12 protein-coding genes (1 of these 12 cut by a window edge) are annotated in these 22,894 nt (G+C 69.6%); 7 read left to right on the top strand and 5 right to left on the bottom strand.

Annotated features, from left to right (window positions below):
• Nucleotides 1-37: 37 nt before the first annotated feature.
• The 6 genes from ACFXK0_RS24180 (at nucleotide 38) to ACFXK0_RS24155 (ending at nucleotide 4,354) form a co-directional block, all read left to right on the top strand.
• Entirely contained in the window at nucleotides 38-841 is an 804-nt protein-coding gene (locus ACFXK0_RS24180; RefSeq protein WP_379413002.1) for a thymidylate synthase, read from the top strand.
• Nucleotides 842-881: 40 nt separating this feature from the next.
• Entirely contained in the window at nucleotides 882-1,385 is a 504-nt protein-coding gene (locus ACFXK0_RS24175; protein WP_379413001.1) for a dihydrofolate reductase, read from the top strand.
• Between the two features lie 89 nt (nucleotides 1,386-1,474).
• A complete protein-coding gene (locus tag ACFXK0_RS24170; protein WP_379413000.1) occupies nucleotides 1,475-1,804 on the top strand; it encodes a cupin domain-containing protein in 330 nt (109 codons plus the stop codon).
• A gap of 79 nt (nucleotides 1,805-1,883) precedes the next feature.
• The gene (locus ACFXK0_RS24165; RefSeq protein ID WP_379412999.1) at nucleotides 1,884-2,939 is read left to right on the top strand and encodes a Dyp-type peroxidase; all 1,056 of its coding nucleotides are present in this window, start codon (nucleotides 1,884-1,886) and stop codon (nucleotides 2,937-2,939) included.
• Nucleotides 2,940-3,743, top strand: coding sequence for a family 1 encapsulin nanocompartment shell protein (locus ACFXK0_RS24160; protein ID WP_379412998.1), 804 nt, complete (start codon nucleotides 2,940-2,942; stop codon nucleotides 3,741-3,743).
• Nucleotides 3,744-3,826: 83 nt separating this feature from the next.
• Complete coding sequence (locus ACFXK0_RS24155; protein ID WP_379412997.1) at nucleotides 3,827-4,354, top strand: hypothetical protein; 528 nt, start codon at nucleotides 3,827-3,829, stop codon at nucleotides 4,352-4,354.
• Between the two features lie 102 nt (nucleotides 4,355-4,456).
• Here ACFXK0_RS24155 and ACFXK0_RS24150 read toward each other — a convergent pair whose 3' ends face one another.
• Nucleotides 4,457-4,948: a MarR family winged helix-turn-helix transcriptional regulator gene (locus ACFXK0_RS24150; protein WP_379412996.1), complete on the bottom strand. Its 492-nt coding sequence runs from the start codon at nucleotides 4,946-4,948 to the stop codon at nucleotides 4,457-4,459.
• A gap of 107 nt (nucleotides 4,949-5,055) precedes the next feature.
• Here ACFXK0_RS24150 and ACFXK0_RS24145 point away from each other — a divergent pair, with 107 nt between their 5' ends.
• Nucleotides 5,056-6,198 carry a GDSL-type esterase/lipase family protein gene (locus ACFXK0_RS24145; RefSeq protein ID WP_379412995.1) on the top strand — a complete coding sequence of 381 codons (1,143 nt, stop codon included), beginning with the start codon at nucleotides 5,056-5,058 and terminating at the stop codon, nucleotides 6,196-6,198.
• A 63-nt stretch (nucleotides 6,199-6,261) separates the two neighbouring features.
• On the opposite strand, the gene ACFXK0_RS24140 is transcribed toward ACFXK0_RS24145, so the two are convergent.
• The 4 genes from ACFXK0_RS24140 to ACFXK0_RS24125 all read right to left on the bottom strand — a co-directional run.
• A complete protein-coding gene (locus ACFXK0_RS24140) occupies nucleotides 6,262-6,429 on the bottom strand; it encodes a hypothetical protein (RefSeq protein WP_379412994.1) in 168 nt (55 codons plus the stop codon).
• Nucleotides 6,430-6,638: 209 nt separating this feature from the next.
• Complete coding sequence (locus ACFXK0_RS24135) at nucleotides 6,639-6,932, bottom strand: ATP-grasp domain-containing protein (protein WP_379412993.1); 294 nt, start codon at nucleotides 6,930-6,932, stop codon at nucleotides 6,639-6,641.
• 61 nt (nucleotides 6,933-6,993) lie between these two features.
• Nucleotides 6,994-7,638 carry a Uma2 family endonuclease gene (locus ACFXK0_RS24130; protein ID WP_379412992.1) on the bottom strand — a complete coding sequence of 215 codons (645 nt, stop codon included), beginning with the start codon at nucleotides 7,636-7,638 and terminating at the stop codon, nucleotides 6,994-6,996.
• A gap of 122 nt (nucleotides 7,639-7,760) precedes the next feature.
• Nucleotides 7,761-22,894, bottom strand: the end of a protein-coding gene (locus ACFXK0_RS24125) for a non-ribosomal peptide synthase/polyketide synthase (RefSeq protein ID WP_379412991.1). 29,494 nt of this gene lie beyond the right edge of the window; the window shows 15,134 of its 44,628 coding nt (coding positions 29,495-44,628); its start codon lies off the right edge, out of view; the stop codon is at nucleotides 7,761-7,763.

Genomic DNA, 22,894 nt, shown 5'->3' with positions numbered 1-22,894 from the left:
AGCTTGCCAGGTGCCGCGCGTCGTAGAATCGGCAGCCGTGGCCATCCCTGATACGCAGTACGAGGATCTGCTCCGGCACGTGCTCGAGCACGGCACGCCCAAATCCGATCGCACCGGTACCGGAACCCGCAGCATCTTCGGTCATCAACTGCGCTACGACCTGTCCACGAGCTTCCCGCTGATCACCACCAAGCGGGTCCACCTGAAGTCCATCGCCTACGAGTTGCTGTGGTTCCTGCGCGGCGACTCCAATGTCTCCTGGCTGCGCGAACACGGCGTCAGCATCTGGGACGAGTGGGCCGACGCCGAGGGCGAGCTCGGCCCGGTCTACGGCGTGCAGTGGCGGTCCTGGCCGACCCCCGACGGCACCCACATCGACCAGATCGCCCAGGTGCTGCACACCCTGCGCACCGACCCCGATTCACGGCGGATGATCGTCTCGGCCTGGAATGTGGCCGACCTGGACAAGATGGCGCTGGCACCCTGCCACGCGTTCTTCCAGTTCTACGTGGCCGACGGCAAACTGTCGTGCCAGCTGTATCAGCGCAGCGCCGACCTGTTCCTCGGCGTGCCGTTCAATATCGCGAGCTACGCCCTGCTCACCCTGATGGTGGCCCAGCAGACCGAGCTCGAGCCCGGCGAATTCATCTGGTCCGGCGGCGATGTGCACATCTACGACAACCACGTCGACCAGGTGCGCGAGCAGCTCACCCGCGAGCCGTACCCGTTCCCGCAGCTGCGCCTGCGCCCCGCGACCAGCCTGTTCGACTACGTCTACGACGACATCGAACTGTCCGGCTACCAGCACCATCCGTCCATCAAGGCGCCGGTGGCGGTGTGAGCGGTCAGGCCCGCGGGCGGCACACCCAGGCGGCGACAGCGTGAATCGTTCGATCGGCCTGATCTGGGCACAGGCCAACGGCGGCGTGATCGGGGTCGACAACACGATCCCGTGGCGGGTGCCCGAGGACATGGCCAATTTCAAGGCCACCACCATGGGCCATCCGGTGATCATGGGCAGGCGCACCTGGGACTCGCTGCCCGCGTCGTACCGGCCGCTGGCCGGCCGCCGCAACATCGTGGTCACCCGTCAGACCGATTGGGCCGCCGAGGGCGCCGAACGGGCCGGTTCCCTCGCCGAGGCGCTGGCGCTGGCCGGTGACGTGGACATCTGGGTCGCCGGCGGTGGCGAAATCTATCGCGCCGCGCTCCCGTTCGCGACGGCGCTGCAGGTCACCGAGATCGACACCACCGTCCCCGGTGACGCGTTCGCCCCGGTCATCGGACCCGAATGGCAGGCGCCCGACACGCCGTGGCTGGAGTCGAAAACCGGTCTGCGGTATCGCGTTCGCAACTACACCCGCGCGGCGGCAACATCCGGCTAACGGTCAGCGCAAAACACCGGACCGGGCGCGAGGTCTCGGGCATACTCCTCGATACCAGCCCGCGAGAAGCCTGCGAAAGGCGCGTTGCCATGGACAAGAAATCGCTGACCGCGGTGGCCCGACAACAGCTCAAGCTAGCGGCCACCTCGACGAGCGGCCGGAGTTCCCAGACCGTCGTCGGCGGCCACACCCACGCGCTGCGGCAGACCGTTGTCGCGCTCACCGAGGGCCAGAGCCTGGCCGAACACGACAACGCGGGCGATGTCACCATCCAGGTCCTCACCGGCACCCTGGTGCTGATCGCGGGCACCGACGAATGGAAGGGCTCGGCCGGCGACCTGATCGTCGTCCCGCGTGCCCGCCACAGCGTCAAAGCCGTCGACAATGTGGCGTTCCTGCTGACCGTCGCCAAGTCGTAGCGGTGCCGTGTGCCCGGAATGTGCTGACACACCCGGGCACTGATCGGCGGTGTCGGTGGGGCGCCGTACGCTGAACGGCATGGGTGAGCCACAGCCGGTCCTCGATCCACTCACGCCCGCCGCGATCTTCCTCGTCGCCACCATCGACGAGGGCGGCGAGGCCACCGTCCGCGATCTCCTGTCCGATATCTCCGGTCTGCGCCGCGCGGTCTCTTTCCGGGTGCCCGGCGAGGGACTGACCTGCATCACCTCGATCGGCTCGTCGGCCTGGGACCGGCTCTTCGCCGGCCCCAAACCCGTTGAGCTGCACGAGTTTCCCGGCTACACCGGCGCTGTGCACAGCGCTCCCGCCACCCCGGGCGACCTGCTGTTCCACATCAGAGCCGAAACCCAGGGCGCCTGTTTCGAACTCGCCATGGTGATCGGTGCCCGGTTGCGGGGCGCGGCCACGATCGTCGACGAGACCGTCGGTTTCCGCTATTTCGAGCAGCGCGATCTCCTCGGCTTCGTCGACGGCACCGAGAATCCCGAGGGCACCGCGGCCGCGTCGGCGGCCCTGATCGGCGCCGAGGATCCGGACTTCACCGGCGGTAGCTACGTGATCGTGCAGAAGTACACCCACCCGCTCGACCAGTGGAACGCGCTGACCATCGAAGAGCAGGAACGGGTCATCGGGCGCACCAAACTCGGCGACTACGAACTGCCCGACGACGTGAAACCCGCGAACTCGCACGTCGCGGTGAACACCCTGATCGACCCCGACGGCACCGAACGTCAGATCATCCGCGCCAACATGCCCTTCGGCACCATCGGCCAGGGCGAGTTCGGCACCTATTACATCGCCTACGCCGCCACCCCGAGCGTCACCGAGCGGATGCTCGAGCGCATGTTCACCGGCACCGACGAAGCGGCCTACGACCGCATCCTCGATTTCTCCTTCGCCGTCACCGGCAGCCTGTTCTTCACCCCGACCATCGATTTCCTCGACGACCTGCCCGACGCCCCCGCATCCGTCGCCGCCGAAACAGGCTCCGACGCGCTCGCCGAATTCGTTCCGGTGGAACAAGCGAACGCGGCGGCGGCGTTGTCCACGAACGGCTCACTCGGCATCGGTTCGATGAAAAGGAGTAACTGAATGAACAACCTGCATCGTGAACTCGCGCCGATCAGCGGCGAGGCGTGGGAGGCCATCGAGGAGGAGGCCACCCGCACCTTCAAGCGGCACATCGCGGGCCGCCGCGTGGTCGACGTCTCGGGTCCACACGGCACCGACTACTCCGCGGTCGGGCTGGGCCGGACCGCGCCGATCACGGCCCCCGGCGACGGTGTGCAGGCCAGACAGCGCCTCGTCGCGCCGCTGGTCGAGTTGCGGGTGCCGTTCACGTTGTCGCGGCCGGAACTCGACGATATCGAGCGTGGCGCCAACGACGCCGACCTCGACCCGGTCAAGGAGGCGGCCAAGAAGATCGCCTTCGCCGAGGACCGAGCGATCTTCGAGGGCTATTCGGCCGCGCAGATCACCGGCATCAGGGCCGCGGCGTCCAATGCCTCGATCGCGGTCCCCGAGGATGTCCTCGCCACGCCGGAAGCCATCGCGCAGGCACTCACCGAGCTGCGTCTGGCCGGTGTCGACGGCCCGTACTCGGTGCTGCTCAGCGCCGATCTGTACACCGAGGTCAGCGAAACCTCCGACCACGGGCATCCGGTCCGCACGCATATCGAGCGGCTGCTGCCCGACGGCGAGATCATCTGGGCGCCTGCCATCGACGGCGCCTTCGTGCTCACCACCCGTGGCGGCGATTTCGATCTCCGGATCGGCCAGGATCTGGCCATCGGCTACCTCAGCCACGACGCCGAATCGGTCCAGCTGTACTTCCAGGAGAGCCTGACCTTCCTGGTCAACACCGCGGAGGCGGCGGTAGCGCTCGACGCCCGGTGACCGCGCTGCCCGGTTCTGCCAGAATCGGGTCAGCAAGGTCGGCGGCACGCGGCACCGACCGTCAAGGAACAGCGGGAGGTCGCATGGCTGCGGTACGTGTCGGAGTCGTGCCGATGGGACGGAGCCTGCTCTACTGCCTGATCGGCGCGCTGGTCACCACCGGCGTCGTCGGACTGTTCCTGGCGATGTTCGGGGTGAACCGGGTCTTCTTGTGGATCCTGATCGGCGCGGTGCCGGGCATCCTGGTGGGCGCGGCGCTGTTCGTGCGCGATGTCGTCGAGCTGACCGAGCCGGCGATCTATGTCCGCACGCCGTTCCGTTCCGCGACCGTGCCGTGGGACCGGGTCGTGGCGGGCCGCTTCACCCTCGACCAGCACGGCCGCTGGGCCCTGGCACTGGACCTCAACGGCGGCACCAGCGACGAACTCGTCCTGCTGTCGATCCCGCCGGTGGTCCGCCCGGTGGCGGGCGCCTACGACATGCGCAAGCGGGAACAGGTCACCGAGATCCGGGAAATGCTGCGCGCCAAGCGAATCCCCATCACGGTCCTGCCCGAGATCGCGTCCGCGCTCAACCAGCACTGGCAGATCGCCCCGCCGACCGCCCGCTGAGCCGCTACGCGCCTGCCGGGGCATATTCGGCACCTGGACACCTGATCACCAGGCATTGGTGGAGATCGCTTCTCGGGCGATGTCTCCCTGGTGGCCTGGTGATCATCTGTCCAGGTGGGGTGTGTCGGCGAGGGCGGTCGCGGTGGGGTTGGTGACGTCGCGGAGGACGCGCAGGGCGGTGATCAGGCCGTCGAGTTGGGTCGGGGTGAGCAGGCCGGTCAGCCATCGGTCGAGGGCGGCCAGGTAATCGGGGAGGACCTGCTCGAGGCGATGGGCGCCGGCGTCGGTGAGGGCCGCGTAGGCGCTGCGGCGGTCGGCGGGGTCGAGGCGGCGCTCCACGAGACCGGCCTTGGCCAGGCGGTCGACCAGGCGGGTGACGCCGCTGGTGGACAGCTCGGTCTGGGCGGCCAAGTCGGACATCCGCAGGCGATGCCCCGGTGACCGACTCAGGCGCATGAGCGCGTTGAGGTCGAGGCCGGACAGGCCGTGCGCGTTCCAGGTCGGTTCGAGTTTGGCGAGCAGGCCGCTGTGCGCCTCGAAGAGCAGACCGGCCACGGTCAGCCGGGGATCGTCGAACAGTTCTTGCACGGTCATGTCCCCCACAGTAGCCGATTGTTGCCACGCGGATAGTTGACACGCGGAATACTTCCGCGTAGACCTATGAGTACGCAATATTCCTCACCGCAACTAATGGAGTGATCATGCAGCACAACACCTGGGTCGCCGGTTTCCGCACGGGCGTGATCAGCCCGGACGAACAGATCAAACTCGCCACCTCGCGGGAATTCGGCGACGAGACAGTGCGCCAGATCCTGCACCTGGCCGGTGGCGGCAGCGCGGTCCGCGTGCGGCTGACCAACCGCTACGGCGCCGTCCCTCTGACGATCGGCGCGGCCAGGATCGCACTGCGCAAGGCGGGCTCGACGATCAACCCCGACACCGCGCAGGTGGTGCGCTTCGACGGCGCCGAGCGCGTGTTCATCGCGCCGGGCGGCGATCTGGTGAGCGATCCGGTCGAACTGCCGGTCGAGGGCGGTGACGACCTGATGCTGAGCCTGTACCTGCCCGACCCCACCGGCCTGGCGACCTTCTCCCACCAGCCGAGCGAGATCTCCTACGTCACCACGGGTGATCACGCGGCCGACACAGAACTCTCTGACGCACAGGAGATTCCGGCTCGCTTCTTCGTCACCGGCATCGACGTCCTCGCACCCGCCGGGATCCCGGTCGCCGTCGCCCTCGGCGACTCGTGGTTCGAAGGTTTCGGTACGAGCACGAGCGCCAACCGCCGGTCCGTCGACGCGCTCAACGACCGGCTCGAACGCGGCTGGGTCGTCAACAACGGCATCTCCGGCAACCGGCTCACCGCCCGCGAGATCGGCGAATCCGGTACCGCCCGCGTCGATTCCGACGCGCTCGAGGTGCCGGGCGTCACCGATATCCTGCTCAACTTCGGCATCAACGACCTGATCCTCGGCGCCATGGCAGGCCAGCCCTCGGCCACCGCCGACGAGCTGATCACCGCCTTCACCGCACTCGCGGCCCGCGCCAGGACAGCGGGCCTGCGGATCCACGCCGCCACCATCGGCCCGTACGCCGGCTGCGTCTACCCCGGGATGCCGCTGGCCGAAACCCAGCCGGCCCGCGCCACCGTCAACGAATGGCTGCGCACCACCGATGTTTTCGACTCGGTCTTCGACGTCGACCGCGCGGTGGCCGATCCCGCCCGCCCCGATTTCCTGCGCGCCGAGTTCGACTGCGGCGACGGCATGCACCTCAACGATGCCGGTGCCACCGCCATGGCCGCGACGGTCGACCTCACCGCCCTGTTCCGCGACGCCTGATCAGCCGAAGACCGCCACGATCCCGATGAGCGCGCCCCCCTGACACGAGGTGCCGTTCGGTGCTCACAGCCCGTACTTGCGGACGAACTCCTCGGTGAGGTCGACCGCCGGCAGACCGTGATCGGTGGCGCGGGTATCGGTAGCGGTTTCCTCGATCAGCTTCGCGGGCTCCGGGGGCAACCGCCGCCATTGCGCCCGGGGATCGGCCGCATCGTTCTGGTGCTCACTCATCGTCCACCCCTTTCACTGTCCAGAATAGTGGAGCGCGGCGGACTTCGGCAGCTGCCAGATCCGGCTGCCCAGGTCGCGACCGGGAATGACCCTGGGCCCGCCACGGGGTCAGCACATGCGGGAGCGGGTCGCCTACGGGCTCGTCTGGCCGGTCAGCGGGGTGACCGCGAAAGTGCGGGGTTTCGTGCGGGCGACCACGGACACGACGGTCAGCTCGGCACCAGGGCGGCGGTCCGGAGTAGCTGGTGCTCCTGTTGTGGGGTGACCGCCATGACGGCTTCCGCTACGGCGAGGCAGGCGCCGAGTCTGGGTGGGTTGCGGAGGCCTGAATCCTGGTCCAGGAGCAGGCGGATCGCGGCCCACGGAAGGTTGACGTCGGCGAAGGCGGTGTGGAACAGGCCCGCGGAGGGGCGGGGGTTCGCTTCGAGCAGTACCGGTTCGCCTCGGCGGTAACGTAATTGGACGTTCGTGAGGTAGGCCAGTTCGACATCGACCGTGGCCACCGGGCGGGGTGCGCAACGCAGGCCTGCCATGGTGAGCGGGCGGTCGTGCGGCAGAACTCCCCTATCCCGGTTCCGGGTCGCGCACACTTCGGAACGAAAGACTGCACGTCACGCGGGGCAGCGTGGGCTTGCGAGGAAGGAGGCCGCCGGGGTCGAAGGTGACCTCGAACGGCGCGCGCAACGTCACGGGGCTACCCGCTGACGCTCGGTGGGTCAGTTCGTACTCGCCCTCGGTCCCCAGCGAGTAGGCGAACAACACCGGTAGCTGCTCGTCGACGAGTCGGCCCTTGAACGAATTGATCTCGAATCGCCAGTAGGTCGGAATGCCGGCTTGCGCGTACAAAACCGGCTTCACCAGGCGATCCTGCAAGGTGGTCGACTTCGACACGACCTCGACAGCAAGTTCGACCTGACCGGCCGGTATCCCACGCCCCTGCCAGTCGATCGCCCCCGTGACCACCATGAGATCGGGAATAGGCTCGTCATCACCGATGAGAGTGCCGACGCCGTCGAGGACGACGCGGTCGACCGGAACGGCTGCGTCGAGGACCTGTGTCAGCCGCTTGATCAACCACTGATGCATCGGCTTCGGCGCGACATTCACAACGAGCTGGCCATTCAGCACCTCGTATCGCAGTCCGTCATCGGGCATCTGGTCGAGATCCGTGGCAGTCCAGCGATCGGAGTGCGGCATGGGCATCGCCATCCGAACACCTCCGATTCGTCGGACACAGCGCGCCACTCGCGCCGAACGATTCGAGTCTAGCGGCTGAGGGGCGTGGACGCTGCTCGCCTACCAGGGGAAACAGGTAGGCGAGCAGCCATGCCTTACTCGGCGACGATCACCGTGACCGCACCGTCGGCCGCGTCGGTCGGCTCGCCCGGGGTGACGAACCAGTGGGTGACCTCGCCGTCGGTGAGGTCGTCCGCGACCGCGCCGTCGGGCAGGACCGACAGGGCGCCCGCGGTGGCCGCGACCAGGAATTCCTGGACGGCGGCCGGGCCGGTGGCGTGGGTGGTGAAGGTGGTGCATTCGTAGTCGATGCCGTGGGTGTCCCGCAGGGTTTCGGCGAGGGCGAGCGCGGCGCTCTGGGTGAGCGTCGAGGTCGCCTCGGCGGTGGCCAGGACGAAGGCGGGGTGGTCTTCGGTCAGCGGGCTGACCCGGTCGGCGTAGGAGACGGGATGCGCTGCGGCGGCGGCGATCTCGGCTTCCACGTCGGGCAGGATCACCCATTCGCCCGCGACACCGGCGACCGGTTCGGCGCTGATACCGAAGGACGCGCCCGTCGCCGCGATCTCCACACCGGTGAGCGCACCGGCGAACAGGACTGCGGCACCGGACTTCTGGACCGCCCAGGCGGCCAGCACCGAGTCCACGCCGCGGGGCAGCGAGATCGCGACCACGTCACCGGGGCCCGCACCGCGCGCGATGAGCACGCGGGCCAGCTGCGAGGACTTGCGATCCAGTGCGCTGTAGGCGATTTCGCTGTCACCGCGCAGCAGGGCGGGGGCCTGCGGGTCGGCTTCGACGACTTCGGCGAGCACCTTGGCCACCGTCTGCGCACCGACACCGGCCGTACCGACCGGAGCCGAAACCGCCGCGGTCACACCGGATTCGGCGAGCAGCTCGGCACGTTCGCCCGCGTCGAGGATGTCGATGTCGCCGACCAGGCCGGTCGGGTTGTCGAGCAGCTCGTCGAGAACCCGCAGCAGTCGCGCGGACAGCGTGCGGACCTCGTCCTCGGTGTAGGTGCTGCGCAGGTAGCGCATGGTGATCTCGATGGTGGCCTCGGCCATCACCACCAGCGTGAGCGGGTAGTGGGTGGCGTCGTCGAGGCCGACACCGGTGACCTGCATGCCGTCGATCGAGCTCGCCGCGGTGACGGCGTCCTTGTCCATCGGGTAGGACTCGAACACCAGCAGCGTGTCGAACGCCGCGCCCGCCCCGGCCACCCGCTGGATGTCGGACAGGCCGACGAAGTGGTGGCTGAGCAGGTCGGCCTGCTCGGCCTGGACCCGCTTGGTCAGCTCCTCGGCGCTGATCCGGTCGTCGATCTGGATCCGCACCGGCAGGGTGTTGATGAACAGGCCGACCATGGATTCGACGCCGGGCAGTTCGGCCGGGCGGCCGGACACGGTCGCGCCGAACACCACGTCGTCGCGGCCGGTGAGGCGCCCGACGACGATGCCCCACGCGGTCTGCAGCAGCGTGTTCACGGTGACTCCGAGTTCACCGGCGAACTTGCCGAGTGCCCTGGTGCGGTCGGCGTCGATCTCGACGATGACCTTGCCGAGCTCGTAGCGTTCCTCGGTGCGCGGCGCGGGCGCCAGCTGGGTGGGGCCTTCGACCCCGGCGAGGGCCTCGGACCAGACCCGCAGCGACACTTCGCGATCCCAGCCCGAGAGGAAGGACAGGAAGTTGCGGTAGGAGGCCACGCGCGGCAGCGCGGTGAGGTCACCGTGCACCGCGTAGAGGACCAGCAGGTCGCGCATGAGCAGCGGCATGGACCAGCCGTCGATCAGGATGTGGTGCACCGTGATCGCCAGGTGGGACGTGCCATCGCCGGTCTTGTAGAGGCCGAAGCGGATCAGCGGGGCCGTGGCCATGTCGAACTGGTTGGCCCGGTCGGCGACCAGCAGCTGCTGCATGCGCGGCAGGCGCTCGTCCTCGGGCAGGTCGGTCAGGTCGACCTCGCGCCACGGGACCTCGAGCTCCGACATCACGACCTGCACCGGCTGACCGGCCGAGTCGGTGACGAACGCGGTCCGCAGGTTCGGGTACCGGTCCAGCACGGCCTGGGCCGCGCGCCGCAGCCGCTCGGTGTCGAGGGTGCCGGTCAGGTCGAGCACGGCCTGCACGGTGTACACGTCGACGGTCGCCGAGCTGAGCATGGCGTGGAACATCAGGCCGGCCTGCAGCGGCGAGAGCGGCCACACCTCGGCCAGGGCCGGGTAGTCGCCCTCCCACAGCTCGATATCGGACTGGTCGACCCGCACCAGCGGCATGTCGGACGGGGTGAAACCGCCCGCGTCGGTGCGCTGTGCGTGCGTAGCCAGTGCGGTCAGCGCGGCCACGAACAGGTCAGCGAACTCCTGGGCCTGGTCCTGAGTGAGCAGCCCGGTCGGGAACGCGATGTTCGCGCCCAGCTGCGGGCCCTCGTCGCCGTCGTTGACGATGGCGTTGATGTCCAGCGTCGCGTTGGCGGGCATGTCCAGGTCCATCTCGGCGTCGAGCTGACCCAGATCGGCCACCGGCACCCAGCCGAGTTCGGCGAGTTCGGCGGGGATCTCCCCCGCTGTCGCGCGACCGAGGTAGTTGAAGCTGATCTGGCCGACGCTCGGCAGATCGGCACCCTCGGTGGTCAGGTACTCGAGCATGCCGTAGCCGATGCCCTTGTCGGGCACGCCCAGCATCTGCTCCTTGACCGACTTGATCACCTCGCCGAGCACGGCGCCGCCCGCGAAGGCGTCGTCGAGATCGGCACCGGCCAGATCCAGGCGGACCGGGAAGGCGGTGGTGAACCAGCCGACGGTGCGGGACAGGTCGGCACCGGCGACGATCTCTTCCTGGCGGCCATGGCCTTCCAGCTTGATCAGCGCCGCGGTACCGGATTCGTCACCGCGCCACCGGGATACGGCCAGTGCGAGTGCGGTGAGCAGACCGTCGTTGACGCCACCGTGGTAGAGGCCGGGGATGGCCGTGAGCACCGCGTCGGTAACCTCCGGCGACAGGGTGACCTGCACCCGGTCGACGGTGGCGAAGGTGTCGACCTGCGGGTCGAACGCCCGCGCGCCCAGCCGCGGGTCGGCGGTGGCCGAGACCTCGCGCCAGAACGGCAGTTCCGCGCGACGGTCGGTCGACTGCTCGACCAGGCTGTGCGCCCAGCGCCGCATGGAGGTGCCGTTGGCGGGCAGCGTCACCGGCTGACCTGCGGCGATCTGGCCCCAGGCCATGCCGAGGTCCGGGATCAGGATGCGCCAGGAGACGCCGTCGATCACGAAGTGGTGGCCGACGATGAGCAGTGCGTCGCGACGGCGCGGGCCCTCGGCGTTCTCGCCGAAGGCGAACCAGACGAACTGCACCATGGCGGCGTCGGCGGGATCGAGCCGGCCCATGGCCTCGTCGTATTCGACCGAAGCCTGCTTGGACAGCTGCTCGTCGGTGATCTCACCGGGCACCTCGACGCGACGCACCAGCGCGGTCACATCGACCTCGCCCGGCGCCAATGCCTCGAAGACCCAGCCCTTTTCGGCATCCTTGGCCACCCGCGAGCGGAGCACATCGTGGTGGTCGAAGACCGCGCCGATGGTGGCGTGCAGGACCTCGTCGGTGATGTTCTCCGGCAGGCGCAACACCATCGACTGGGAGAACCGGTCGTAGGTGGAACCGCTGCTGAGGATCTGGCGCATGATCGGCAGCATCGGGATGTCACCGACACCGCCGCCGGGCAGTTCCTCGAGCACGATCTGGTCGGCGTCGCCCGCGAGCACGGCGATCTCGGCCAGGCCTGCCACGCTGCGCTTCTCGAACACATCGCGCGGCTTGAACAGCACGCCACGGTCCTTGGCCCGCGAGACGAGCTGGATGGACAGGATCGAGTCACCGCCGAGGGCGAAGAACGAATCATCCAGGCCGACGGCGTCGACACCGAGCACCTCGGCGAAGACGGTGGCGATGATCGCCTCGACTTCGCTTGTCGGCGTGCGGAACTCGCGCGGGGCGAGCACCGGCTCGGGCAGCGCCCGGCGGTCCAGCTTGCCTGCGGGGGTCAGCGGGATCTCGTCGAGCACCATGACGGCGGCGGGCACCATGTGCGCGGGCAGCTGCTGCGCCGCGTATTCGACCAGTTCGGCCGGGTCGGCGGCCGTGCCGGGGGTGGCCCGGACGTAGGACACCAGGATGGTGGCGCCCGCGTCGGTGGTGCGGCCGATGGTCGCGGCGAACTCGACATCGTCGTGCGCGGTGAGGACCGCGTCGATCTCGCCCAGTTCGATGCGGAAACCGCGGATCTTCACCTGGAAGTCGTTGCGGCCCACATACTCCACGACGGCCTTGCCGTTGACGGTGCGCCAGGCGACGACGTCACCGGTGCGGTACAGGCGCTCGCCCACCGTGGCGCCGCCGGCCACGGCGTACGGGCTGGCCACGAAGCGCTCGGCGGTGAGGCCGGGGCGCGCGTGGTAGCCGCGGGCCAGCGCGAGGCCGCCCAGGTACAGCTCACCGGCCACGCCCTCGGGGACCGGGCGCAGGCGGTTGTCGAGCACGAACACGGTGGCGCCGGCGATGGGGCCGCCGATGTTCATGGTGTCGCCGGGCAGCAGCGGGTCGGACAGGTTGGTCGCGATGGTCGCCTCGGTGGGGCCGTAGGCGTTGTAGAACCGGTGCTGTGCCGGGTCGGTACCGGCGCTGTGCCAGTTCGCGACCAGGTCGACGGGGGCCTTGTCGCCACCGACGATCAGCGCTTCCAGCCCGGCCAGTGCGGCCGGTTCCATCGACGCCGCGACGAGAGGGGTGAGGAACACGTGGGTCAGCTGCTGGCCCACGATGATCTCGGCCAGTTCCTCGCCACCGACCACGCCGACCGGCGTGATGACCAGCGCGCCCGCCGAGCCGACGGCCAGGAGGAACTCGAGGATCGACGCGTCGAACGACGGGGACGCGAACGCCAGGGTGCGCGCGTCCTTGCCGAGCCCGAACTGCGCCACCTGGGCGGCGGCGAAGTTGGCCACACCGGTGTGGGAGACGACGACGCCCTTGGGCAGGCCGGTCGAACCCGAGGTGTAGATCATGTACGCCGTGTTGCCGGTCCGGACGGCGCCGTTGCGGTCGGCGTCGGTGATCGGCGCGGCGGACTGTTCAGCCACCTCGGCGTGCAGGGCCGCGTCATCGAGCACCAGCCAGTCACCCAGGGCGGGCGCGGGCAGGTGGTCGACCTCGGCGGCGATCGTAATACCCAGTGCCGCACCGGAATCCGACATCATGTGCGCGATGCGCTCGGCCGGGTACTTCGGGTCGACCGGCAGGAACGCCGCACCCGACTTGATCACGGCCCAGCTGGCGAGGGTGGTTTCCAGCGAGCGCTGCATGGCGATGGCGACGACCGTCTCCGGTGCGGCGCCACGCGCGATGAGCACGCGGGCCAGGCGCGAGGAGGCCGCGTCCAGCTCGTCGTAGGTCAGCGAACGGGCCCCGCCCGGCTGCGCCGCCGCGAGCGCACCGGACATGCCAGCGCCCGCGCGGTGGTCGAGCCCGCCGGGTGGCGTTTCGTCCACCGCTCCTACGGAATCCACCTTTGCGTCAACGTGACCGGCCACGGCGTCGCGGGCATCGGCGTCCGCCGACGCACCCGCCAGCCGCGCGTCATCCAGGGTGCCGAGGAGTGCGCGGAGCAGTCCAGTGTCGTCCGCTGCGCCCGGTGCGACGATCGCTTGACCGGTCGGGTTGGTCGCCACAGCCTCGGCCAGCAGCTCCGGCAGGGTGCTCGTCGACGCGGCAGGACCGCCGGTGCGGGTGAGCAATTCGGTGCGCTCGACCGTGTCGAGGAGTTCGAGATCGCCGATCGGGGTGGTGGTGTCGGTGACGACCTCGGCGAGCAGGCGCTGGAAGCGCTGCGCGAACTTCTCGACCGTGGACTGGTCGAAAAGGTCACTGGCGTAGGAGAACTCGGCGTAGGCGCCCGCGGTGTCACCGGCCTGCGCCTCACGCACGGTGAGCAGCAGGTCGAACTTGGCGGTGTCGACGTCGAAGTCGACCGCCGAGACCGACAGGCCGGGCAGTTCGAAGCCGGCGTCGGGCAGGTTCTCGAACGACAGCGCCACCTGGAACAGCGGGTGCCGCGCGGTGGAGCGCTCGGGGTTGAGCAGTTCCACCAGGCGTTCGAACGGGATGTCGGCGTGCGCGAAGGCGGCCAGGTCGGCTTCCTTGGCCTGGGTCAGCAGCTCGGTGAAGCTGAGCTGTGCGCCGACCTGGGTGCGCAGGGCCAGGGTGTTGACGAACATGCCGATGACGTCGTCGAGTTCGGCTTCGCCACGACCGGCGATCGGGGTGCCGATGACGATGTCCTCGGTGCCCGACATGCGTGCCAGGAACACCGCGAGGGCGGTGTGCACGACCATGAACAGCGTCGCGTTCTGTTCGCGGGCGATGGCCGAGAGTCCGGCGTGGATCTCGGTGTCGATCGGGAACAGGACCCGGCCACCGGCGAAGGACTGCGTGCTCGGACGCGGCCTGTCGAGGGGCAGGTTCAGTTCGTCAGGGACGCCGGCGAGGGCGCGCTTCCAGTAGTCGGCCTGCTGGGAGATCAGGCTCGTCTCGTCGGTTTCGGCGCCGAGGACCTCGCGCTGCCAGACGCTGAAGTCGGCGTACTGCACCGGCAGCGGTGCCCAGCCGGGAGCTTCCCCGGTGGTACGGGCGGCGTAGGCCACCATGACGTCGCGGGTCAGCGGCGCCATCGACCAGCCGTCGGCGCTGATGTGATGGGCGACGAAGACGAGCACGTACTCGTCACCTGCGCCGGCAGGCGCATCGCCCTCGGGCACTACGCGAAGCAGCTTGGCGCGCAACGGAACTTCGTCGAGTACGTCGAACCCGGTCGAGATCAGCGCGGCGATCTTGTCGCGAACCTGGTCGGGGGCAACGGTTTCCGGCGTCAGATCCGGGACATTGCCTTCGACCGGCAGGATCACCTGGTGCGGCGTGCCGTCGGTCGACGGGTACACCGTGCGCAGGGTCTCGTGCCTGGCCAGCACATCGGCGACCGCGAGTTGCAGCGCCTCGACATCCAGCGCGCCCGACAGGCGGACGGCGACCGGGATGTTGTTGACCGCGGAGCTGGTGTCGAACTGGTTCAGGAACCACATGCGCTGCTGCGCGAGCGAGAGCGGCACCTGCGCCGGACGCGGTCCGGCGACGAGCGCGCGCCTGCCACCGGCACCCACGCCCTGTTCCACCTTCACCGCGAGTCCGGCCACGGTCGACGCCTCGAAGAGCAGGCGCACGGGCACCCGGCTGTCCAGGGCGGCGCCGAGGCGGGCCGCGACCTGGGTGGCCAGCAGCGAGTTGCCGCCGAGGGCGAAGAAGTCGTCGTCGGCGCCGACGCGCTCGGCGCCGAGCACGTCCGCGTACACGCCGGCCACGATCTCCTCGATCGGGGTGGACGGCGCGCGGAAGGTTTGGGCCTCGAACTCCGGTTCCGGCAGCGCCTTGCGGTCGAGCTTGCCGTTGACGTTGAGCGGCAGCGCGTCCATCACCACGAACGCGGCAGGCACCATGTACGACGGCAGCCCGGCGGCCAGCGTCGACTTCACCTGCGCCACATCGATTTCCGCGACGCGACGGGCAGCGCCCTCGGACGCGTCGCCATTCGATACAGCGCCGACCAGGTACGCGACGAGGCGGTCGCCGGTGCGCGGGTCGGACTTCGCGATGACGGCGGCCTGCGCGATCTCGGGCAGTGCGAGCAGCGCGGCCTCGATCTCGCCGAGCTCGATACGGAAACCGCGGATCTTCACCTGGAAGTCGGTGCGGCCGCGGTAGTCCAGCTCACCGTTGTGCCAGGCCACCAGGTCACCGGTGCGGTACATGCGGGTACCGGCGGTGAACGGGTTGGCTACGAAACGGTCGGCGGTCAGGTCGGCGCGGCCGAAGTAGCCGCGCGCCAGCTGGGCGCCCGCGAGGTACAGCTCGCCGGCGACACCGTCCGGCACCGGGCGCAGCCGCGCGTCGAGCACATACACCTGGCTGTTCCACTCGGGCCCACCGATGGAGACCGAACCCTGGTCGGCGGCGTTCACCCGATGCGAGGTGATCGAGACCGCGGCCTCGGTGGGGCCGTACAGGTTGAACAGTTCGGTGCGCGGGAATGCGGTGCGGAACCGCTGCGCGAGCGAACCGGGCAGCGCCTCACCGATGGCCAGCACCCGCCACAGCGAATCGGGCATACCCGAAGCCAGCAGCGCGTCGAGCATGGACGGCACCACGTGCAGGGTCGTGACCCATTCGCGCGACATCAGCTCGTTCAGGTACGCCGGGTCGCGATGACCGTCGGCCGAGGCGATGACCAGGCGGCCACCGCAGACGGCGGCCGACCAGAACTCCCAGACCGAGAGGTCGAAGGTGGCGGCGGTCTTGAGCAGGACCGCGTCGGCGGCGTCCATGCCGAACTCGATCAGCTTCCACTGGAGCTGGTTGGCGATGGCGCCGTGCGGCACCGCGACGCCCTTCGGGCGGCCGGTGGAGCCGGAGGTGAAGATCACGTACGCGGTGTGTTCCGGACGCAGCGGCTCGGTGCGCTCCGTATCGGAAACCGGTGCGGCGCTGACCGCTTCGAGATCCAGCTCATCGATGCGCACCAGCGGCGCGACATCGGTGCTGAACTCGGCCTCGGCGTTGGTCACCACACAGACCGGTGCCGCCGTCTCGAGGATGTACCCGGACCGTTCGGCCGCCTGATCGGGATCGATCGGCACGTACGCGCCACCGGACTTGGTCACCGCGTACATCGCGACGATCAGGTCCACCGAGCGGCGTAGTGCCAGCGCGACGCGGGACTCCGGGCCGACACCGAGCGAGATCAGGTGCCGGGCAAGGCGGTTCACCTTCGCGTCGAGTTCGGCGTAGGTGAGCTGGGCGCCGTCGTCGGTGACCAGGGCGGTCGCCTTCGGATCGGCGGCCACTGTCGCGTCGAGCAGCGAGACCAGGGTGGCCTCGGTGTCGACGCGGTAGCCGGTCGCGTTGCGGGCGTCCAGGATCTGGGCGCGTTCGGCCGGTGCGAGCAGTTCGATCTCGCCGACCGCGGTGCGCGGGGTGGCGACGATCGCGCCGAGCTGGCGGACGAAACGCGCCACGAAGCCCTCGACCGTGGCGTGATCGAACAGATCCGTCGCGTAGGTGAAGATGCCCGAAATGCCTTCGGGCTCACCGGCATCGCCGTAGCGGTCGGTGGCGATCAGGTGCAGGTCGAACTGCGACAGCTGCGAGTCGATGTCGAGACCGGACACCGTCAGGCCCGGCAGCTCCAGGGTGGCGCGGCTGAGGTTCTGGAACGACAGGCCGACCTGGAACAGCGGATGCCGCGCGGTGGAGCGGACCGGGTTGAGCACCTCCACCAGACGCTCGAACGGCACATCGGCATTGGCGAACGCCGCGATGTCGTCCTCGCGCTGGCGGGCCAGCAGTTCGGTGAACGCCTCGCCGCCGTCGATCTTGGTGCGGAACACCAGGGTGTTGACGAACATGCCGATCATGTCGTCGAGGGCGGCCTCACCACGACCGGCCATCGGGGTGCCGATGGCGATGTCGTCGGTACCCGAGAGCCGGGCCAGCAGCACCGCGAGGGCGGTGTGCACGACCATGAACAGCGTCGCGCCCTCGGCACGGGCCAGTTCGACCAGCGCGCGGTGGGTGTCGTCGTCGATCTGGACGTCGACCTTGCTGCCGGCGAAGGTCTGCACCGCCGGGCGCGGGCGGTCGGCGGGCAGGTCGAGCTGATCGGGCAGCTCGGCCAGGGCCTGCTTCCAGTGCGCGACCTGCTTGGACGCCATCGAGTCCGGATCGTCCTCGCTGCCGAGTAGTTCGCGCTGCCAGATGCTGTAGTCCGCGTACTGCACGGCCAGCGGCGCCCAACCGGGCTCCTGACCGGTCGAGCGGGCCGCGTAGGCGGTCATCAGGTCGCGGGTCAGCGGGGCGACCGAGGAACCGTCACCGGAGATGTGGTGCACAACCAGGGCGAGCACGAATTCGCCCGCGATGCTTCCGGCGGGCCCGGAGGAGGTAGCGGAGCGTGACCACGCAGAGCCCTCGGAAGCATCGCCATCGGATACAGCGTTGTCGACACGGAACAGCGCGACCTTGAGCGGCACCTCGACGGTGACATCGAAGATGGTCGACATCAGTTCCGCGACAGCCGATTCCATCTCATCGGCCGCCACGGTGCGCTCGATCAGTTCCGGCGCGGCCTGGGCGGGCGACAGGATGACCTGTGCCGCACCGGCTTCGGTCTGCGGGTAGACCGTGCGCAGGATCTCGTGGCGCGACACCAGATCGGTGATCGCGGCGCGCAGCGCGGCCACGTCGAGATCGCCGGTGAGGCGGACCGCGACAGGCACGTTGTAGGCCGCCGACTGGGTGTCGAAGCGGTTGAGGAACCACATGCGCTGCTGGGCGAGCGAGAGCGGGATGTGCTCGGGGCGCGGGCCCGCGGTGAGCGCCTTGCGATCACCGGTCTCGGCATGCTGCTCGATGCGGTGCGCCAGCGCCGACACCGTGGACGCCTCGAACAGCAGGCGCACGGGGATGCGGGTGTTCAGCGCCTCGCCCAGGCGGGCGGCGACCTGCGTCGCCAGCAGCGAGTTGCCGCCCCAGGCGAAGAAGTCGTCGTCGAGACCGAACCGCTTGTCGGCATCCAGGCGCAGAACTTCCGCGAAGGTGGCGGCCACTAGCTGCTCGCTCGGGCTCACCGGCGCGCGGAACACGGCCTTCTCGACCTCGGGCTCCGGCAGGGCCTTGCGGTCGAGCTTGCCGTTGGCGTTGAGCGGCAGGGCGTCGAGCTGCAGGAACACGGTCGGGACCATGTAAGACGGCAGTTCGGCGGCCAGCGCCGCCCGCAGCGCGAGCTTGTCGACCTCGGCGCGGGCAGCAGCGGAGCGCGCCGTCGCAGCGCCATCGGCCGCCGCTGTGCCATCGCTCGCGGCGCCACCTGTCACCGCTTCGGCGGTCGCGGCGTCACCGGTCACGGCTTCGGCGGTCGCGGCATCGGCGACGACGTAGGCGACCAGGCGATCACCGACGACGGGGTCGGTGTGCGCGAGCACGGCAGCCGAGGTGATGCCGGGCTGACGCAGCAGCGCGGCTTCGATCTCGCCGAGCTCGATGCGGAAGCCGCGGATCTTGACCTGGAAGTCGGTGCGGCCGCGGTAGTCCAGTTCGCCGTCGGCGTTCCAGGCCACCAGGTCGCCGGTGCGGTACATGCGCTCGCCGAGTCCGGTGCGACCGGCGGGCGCGGAGGCGGTAGCGGAGCGTGACCACGCAGCGCCCTCGGGAGCACCGGCGGCGGACCCAGCGAACGGGTCGGCGACGAAGCGGTCGGCGGTGAGATCGGCGCGGCCGTAGTAGCCGCGGGCGAGCTGGGCGCCGGCGAGGTAGAGCTCGCCGGAGACGCCGACCGGTACCGGGCGCAGGCGCGAATCCAGCACGTAGACACGGCTGTTCCACTCGGGCGAACCGATCGACACCGACACCTGGTCGGCATCGGTCACCGCGTGGCTGGTGATCGAGACCGCGGCCTCGGTCGGGCCGTACAGGTTGAACAGTTCGGCGGAATTGCCGGTGCGGAAGCGCTGCGCGGTGGACGCAGGCAGCGCCTCACCGATGGCGAGGACGCGGCGCAGCGTGCGCGGCAGCGCGGCACCGGATTCGGTGAGCAGCGCGTCGAGCATCGACGGCACCGCGTGCAGGGTGGTGACGCCGGTGGACCGCATCAGGTCGTTGAGGTAGGCCGGGTCGCGGTGACCGTCGGCGGTGGCGACCACCAGGCGGGCGCCGGCGACGGCGGCGGTCCAGAACTCCCAGACCGAGAGGTCGAAGGTCGCGGCCGTCTTGAGCAGCATCGCGTCGTCGACGCCGATACCGAATTCGGCTGTCTCCCACAGCAACTGGTTGACGATCGCGCCGTGCGAAACCGCGACACCCTTGGGCTTGCCGGTGGAACCGGACGTGAAGATCACGTACGCGGTGTTCGCGGGCAGCAGGTCACCTCGACGCTCGGTGATCGCGGCCGGGCTGACCGCACTCAGATCGAGCTCGTCCAGGACGACCACTTCCGCTGCCGCCGTACTGAATTCGGCATTCGCCGTGGTCAGCACGACTGCGGGCGCGGCCGTCTCCAAGATGTAGTCGGTGCGCTCGGCAGGCTGATCCGGGTCGATCGGCACGTACGCCGCACCCGTGCGCGCCACCGCGTACATCGCGATGATCAGCTCGGCGGAGCGGCGGATGGCCAGCGCCACCCGGTCCTCGGCGCCGATGCCACGCGAGATCAGATGCCGCGCGAGGCGGTTGACCTCGGCATCGAGCTCGGCGTAGGTCAGCTCGCGACGGCCGTCGACCATCCGACCGGCCGTACCGGCGATATGCGCCGCGTCCACGGACGCGCTCGGGTCGGACACCGCCTCACGGTCTGCCGGTGCCGCACCCTCGGGCGCGCCGCCATCGGCCACTGCCTCGCCGTTCACCGGTGCCGAACCCGTCGGCGCGCCACCGTCGGACATCGGCTCGTCGACGACCAGCGCCACCGCATCCGGTGTCGCCGCGACGGCCGCGTCGAGCAGCGACACCAGGGTGGCATCGGTGTCGATCGCGTGTGCGGTGTCGTTCCAGCGGGTGACGATCCGCGCGGATTCCTCGGCTTCCAGCAGGTCGATGTCACCGACCGGGACGGTCGCGTCGGCCGCCACCGCGTCGAGCACGCGGACGAAGCGGTCGGCGAAGCTCTGGACCGTCGCCTCGTCGAACAGGTCGATGGCGTAACCGAATTCGGTGACCAGCTGGGCCGGGGCGCCGTCGTCGGTGTAGCGGTCGTAGAGGGTGACGTGCAGGTCGGTCTTGGCCAGCTGCGAGTCGTAGTCGACGGCGCTGACGGTCAGGCCGGGCAGTTCGAAGGTGGTGTCGGCCAGGTTCTGGAACGACAGGCCCACCTGGAACAGCGGGTTGCGCGCGGTCGAGCGGACCGGGTTGAGCACCTCGACCAGGCGCTCGAACGGCACGTCGGCGTTGGCGAAGGCTTCCAGGTCGCGTTCGCGCACGTCGGCGAGCAGTTCGGCGAAGGTGGCGCCGGTGTCGACAGCGGTGCGGAAGACCAGGGTGTTGACGAACATGCCGATCAGGTCGTCGAGTTCGCGCTCACCACGGCCCGCGATCGGGGTGCCGACGGCGATGTCGTCGGTGCCCGACAGACGGGCCAGCAGCACCGCGAGGGCGGCGTGCACGACCATGAACAGCGAGGCGTTGCTGGCCCTGGCCAATGCGTGCAGCGCGGCGTGGCGGTCCGGGTCGATCTCGAAGCGGATCGCCTTGCCCTGGAACGACTGCGCGGGCGGGCGCGGCCGGTCGGCGGGCAGTTCGAGCTGGTCGGGCAGGTCGGCGAGGGCCTTGCGCCAGTAGGCGACCTGCTTGGCGGCGAGGGATTCCGGGTCGGTCTCGTCGCCGAGGACCTCGCGCTGCCACAGCGCGTAGTCGGCGTACTGCACCGGCAGCGGCGCCCACTGCGGGGCCTCGCCCTGCACGCGGGCCACGTAGGCGGCCATGATGTCGCGCGCCAGCGGGCCCATGGAGGAACCGTCGGCGGAGACGTGGTGCACGGTGAACGCCAGCACGTGGTCGGTGGCATTGAGCTCGAACAGCGCGACCTTGAGCGGCACCTCTTCGGTGACGTCGAAGGTGGTCATCGCGAATTCGATGACCGCGCCGAGCAATTCGGCTTCGGCGACCGCGATGTGGTGCACCACGGCGCGGCTCTGCGAGATCGGCAGGATCACCTGGTGCGGGCCGTCGGCCGAGCGCGGGTAGGTGGTGCGCAGCATCTCGTGCCGGGCGAACACGTCACCGATGGCCTGCTCGAGCGCGGGCACATCGAGTTCGCCGGTGAGGCGCACCGCGAGGGGGATGTTGTCCACGGCCGAGGTCGAGGTGTCGAACTGGTTGAGGAACCAGTAGCGCTGCTGGGCCGGCGAGAGCGGAACGATCGCGGGCCGCTCCCCCGCCGTCAGGCGCGGGCGGGTCCGGCCGGAGCCGGCATTGTGCTCGGCGCGGGCGGCCAGCGCGGACACCGTGGACGCCTCGAACAGGTCGCGCACCGCGAGCTGGGTGTCCAGGGCTGCGCCGATGCGGGCGGTGACCTGGGTGGCCAGCAGCGAGTTGCCGCCGAGTTCGAAGAAGTCGTCGTCGGCGCCGACGCGGGTCACGCCGAGCACGTCGCCGAAGGTACCCGCCACGATCTCCTCGATCGGGGTCGAGGGCGCCCGGAACACCTTGGCCTCGAACACCGGCGCGGGCAGCGCCTTGCGGTCGAGCTTGCCGGAAGCGTTGAGCGGGAACGCATCCAGGATCACGAACGCGGTGGGCACCATGTAGCCCGGCAGCGCGCCGCCGAGTTCGGTACGCACATTGTCGAGGTCGATGGTCGCGCCGGCGGCCGGGATGAGATAGCCGACCAGCTGATCGCCGAGGCGATCGTCGGAGCGCACGACCACGACCGACTGGGCGATCGCGGGCAGTGTGGTGAGCGCGGACTCGATCTCGCCGAGCTCGATGCGCAGACCACGCAGCTTCACCTGGAAGTCGGTGCGGCCCAAGTATTCCAGTTCACCGTCGGCGGTCCAGGCGACGAGGTCACCGGTGCGGTACATGCGGGCGCCGTCCTCACCGAACGGGTCGGCGACGAAGCGGTCGGCGGTCAGATCCGGCCGCGCGACATAGCCGCGCGCCAGCTGCGCACCGGCCAGGTACAGCTCGCCGGGCACCCCGACGGGTGCCGGGTGCAGGCGCGAATCCAGCACGTACACCTGGGTGTTGAAGACCGGGGCGCCGATCGGCACCGAGGTGGTGTCGGCGTCGGTGACCTCGTGGAAGGTGACGTCGACGGCGGCTTCGGTGGGGCCGTACAGGTTGTGCAGGGCCGCGCCGGTGAGCGCGCGCAGGCGCTGGGCGGTCGGCGCCGGCAGTGCCTCACCCGAGGCGAAGACCAGGCGCAGGCTGCTGTCGGCCGGTGCCACGGCGGCGGCCTCGGCCAGTTCGGCCACGAACACCGACATCATCGACGGCACGAAGTGCGCGGTGGTCACACCCTCGGCCGCGATGACCTCGGCCAGATACGCCGGATCGCGATGGCCATCCGGCTTGGCGACAACCAGACGCGCACCGATCTGCAAGGGCCAGAAGAACTCCCACACCGACACATCGAACGTCG

The organism is Nocardia sp. NPDC059177, assembly GCF_042755165.1.
Classification (GTDB): domain Bacteria; phylum Actinomycetota; class Actinomycetes; order Mycobacteriales; family Mycobacteriaceae; genus Nocardia.
The sequence above is the reverse complement of the archived record's forward strand: the minus strand, read 5'-3'. Positions and strand labels throughout refer to the sequence as shown.

What these genes read in the sequence shown, in the direction of transcription:
- ACFXK0_RS24165 (WP_379412999.1), top strand. Translation starts at nt 1,884, where the DNA reads ATGGGTGAGCCACAGCCGGTCCTCGATCCACTCACGCCCGCCGCGATC.
- ACFXK0_RS24150 (WP_379412996.1), bottom strand. Translation starts at nt 4,948, where the DNA reads ATGACCGTGCAAGAACTGTTCGACGATCCCCGGCTGACCGTGGCCGGT.
- ACFXK0_RS24170 (WP_379413000.1), top strand. Translation starts at nt 1,475, where the DNA reads ATGGACAAGAAATCGCTGACCGCGGTGGCCCGACAACAGCTCAAGCTA.
- ACFXK0_RS24160 (WP_379412998.1), top strand. Translation starts at nt 2,940, where the DNA reads ATGAACAACCTGCATCGTGAACTCGCGCCGATCAGCGGCGAGGCGTGG.
- ACFXK0_RS24145 (WP_379412995.1), top strand. Translation starts at nt 5,056, where the DNA reads ATGCAGCACAACACCTGGGTCGCCGGTTTCCGCACGGGCGTGATCAGC.
- ACFXK0_RS24155 (WP_379412997.1), top strand. Translation starts at nt 3,827, where the DNA reads ATGGCTGCGGTACGTGTCGGAGTCGTGCCGATGGGACGGAGCCTGCTC.
- ACFXK0_RS24140 (WP_379412994.1), bottom strand. Translation starts at nt 6,429, where the DNA reads ATGAGTGAGCACCAGAACGATGCGGCCGATCCCCGGGCGCAATGGCGG.
- ACFXK0_RS24130 (WP_379412992.1), bottom strand. Translation starts at nt 7,638, where the DNA reads ATGGCGATGCCCATGCCGCACTCCGATCGCTGGACTGCCACGGATCTC.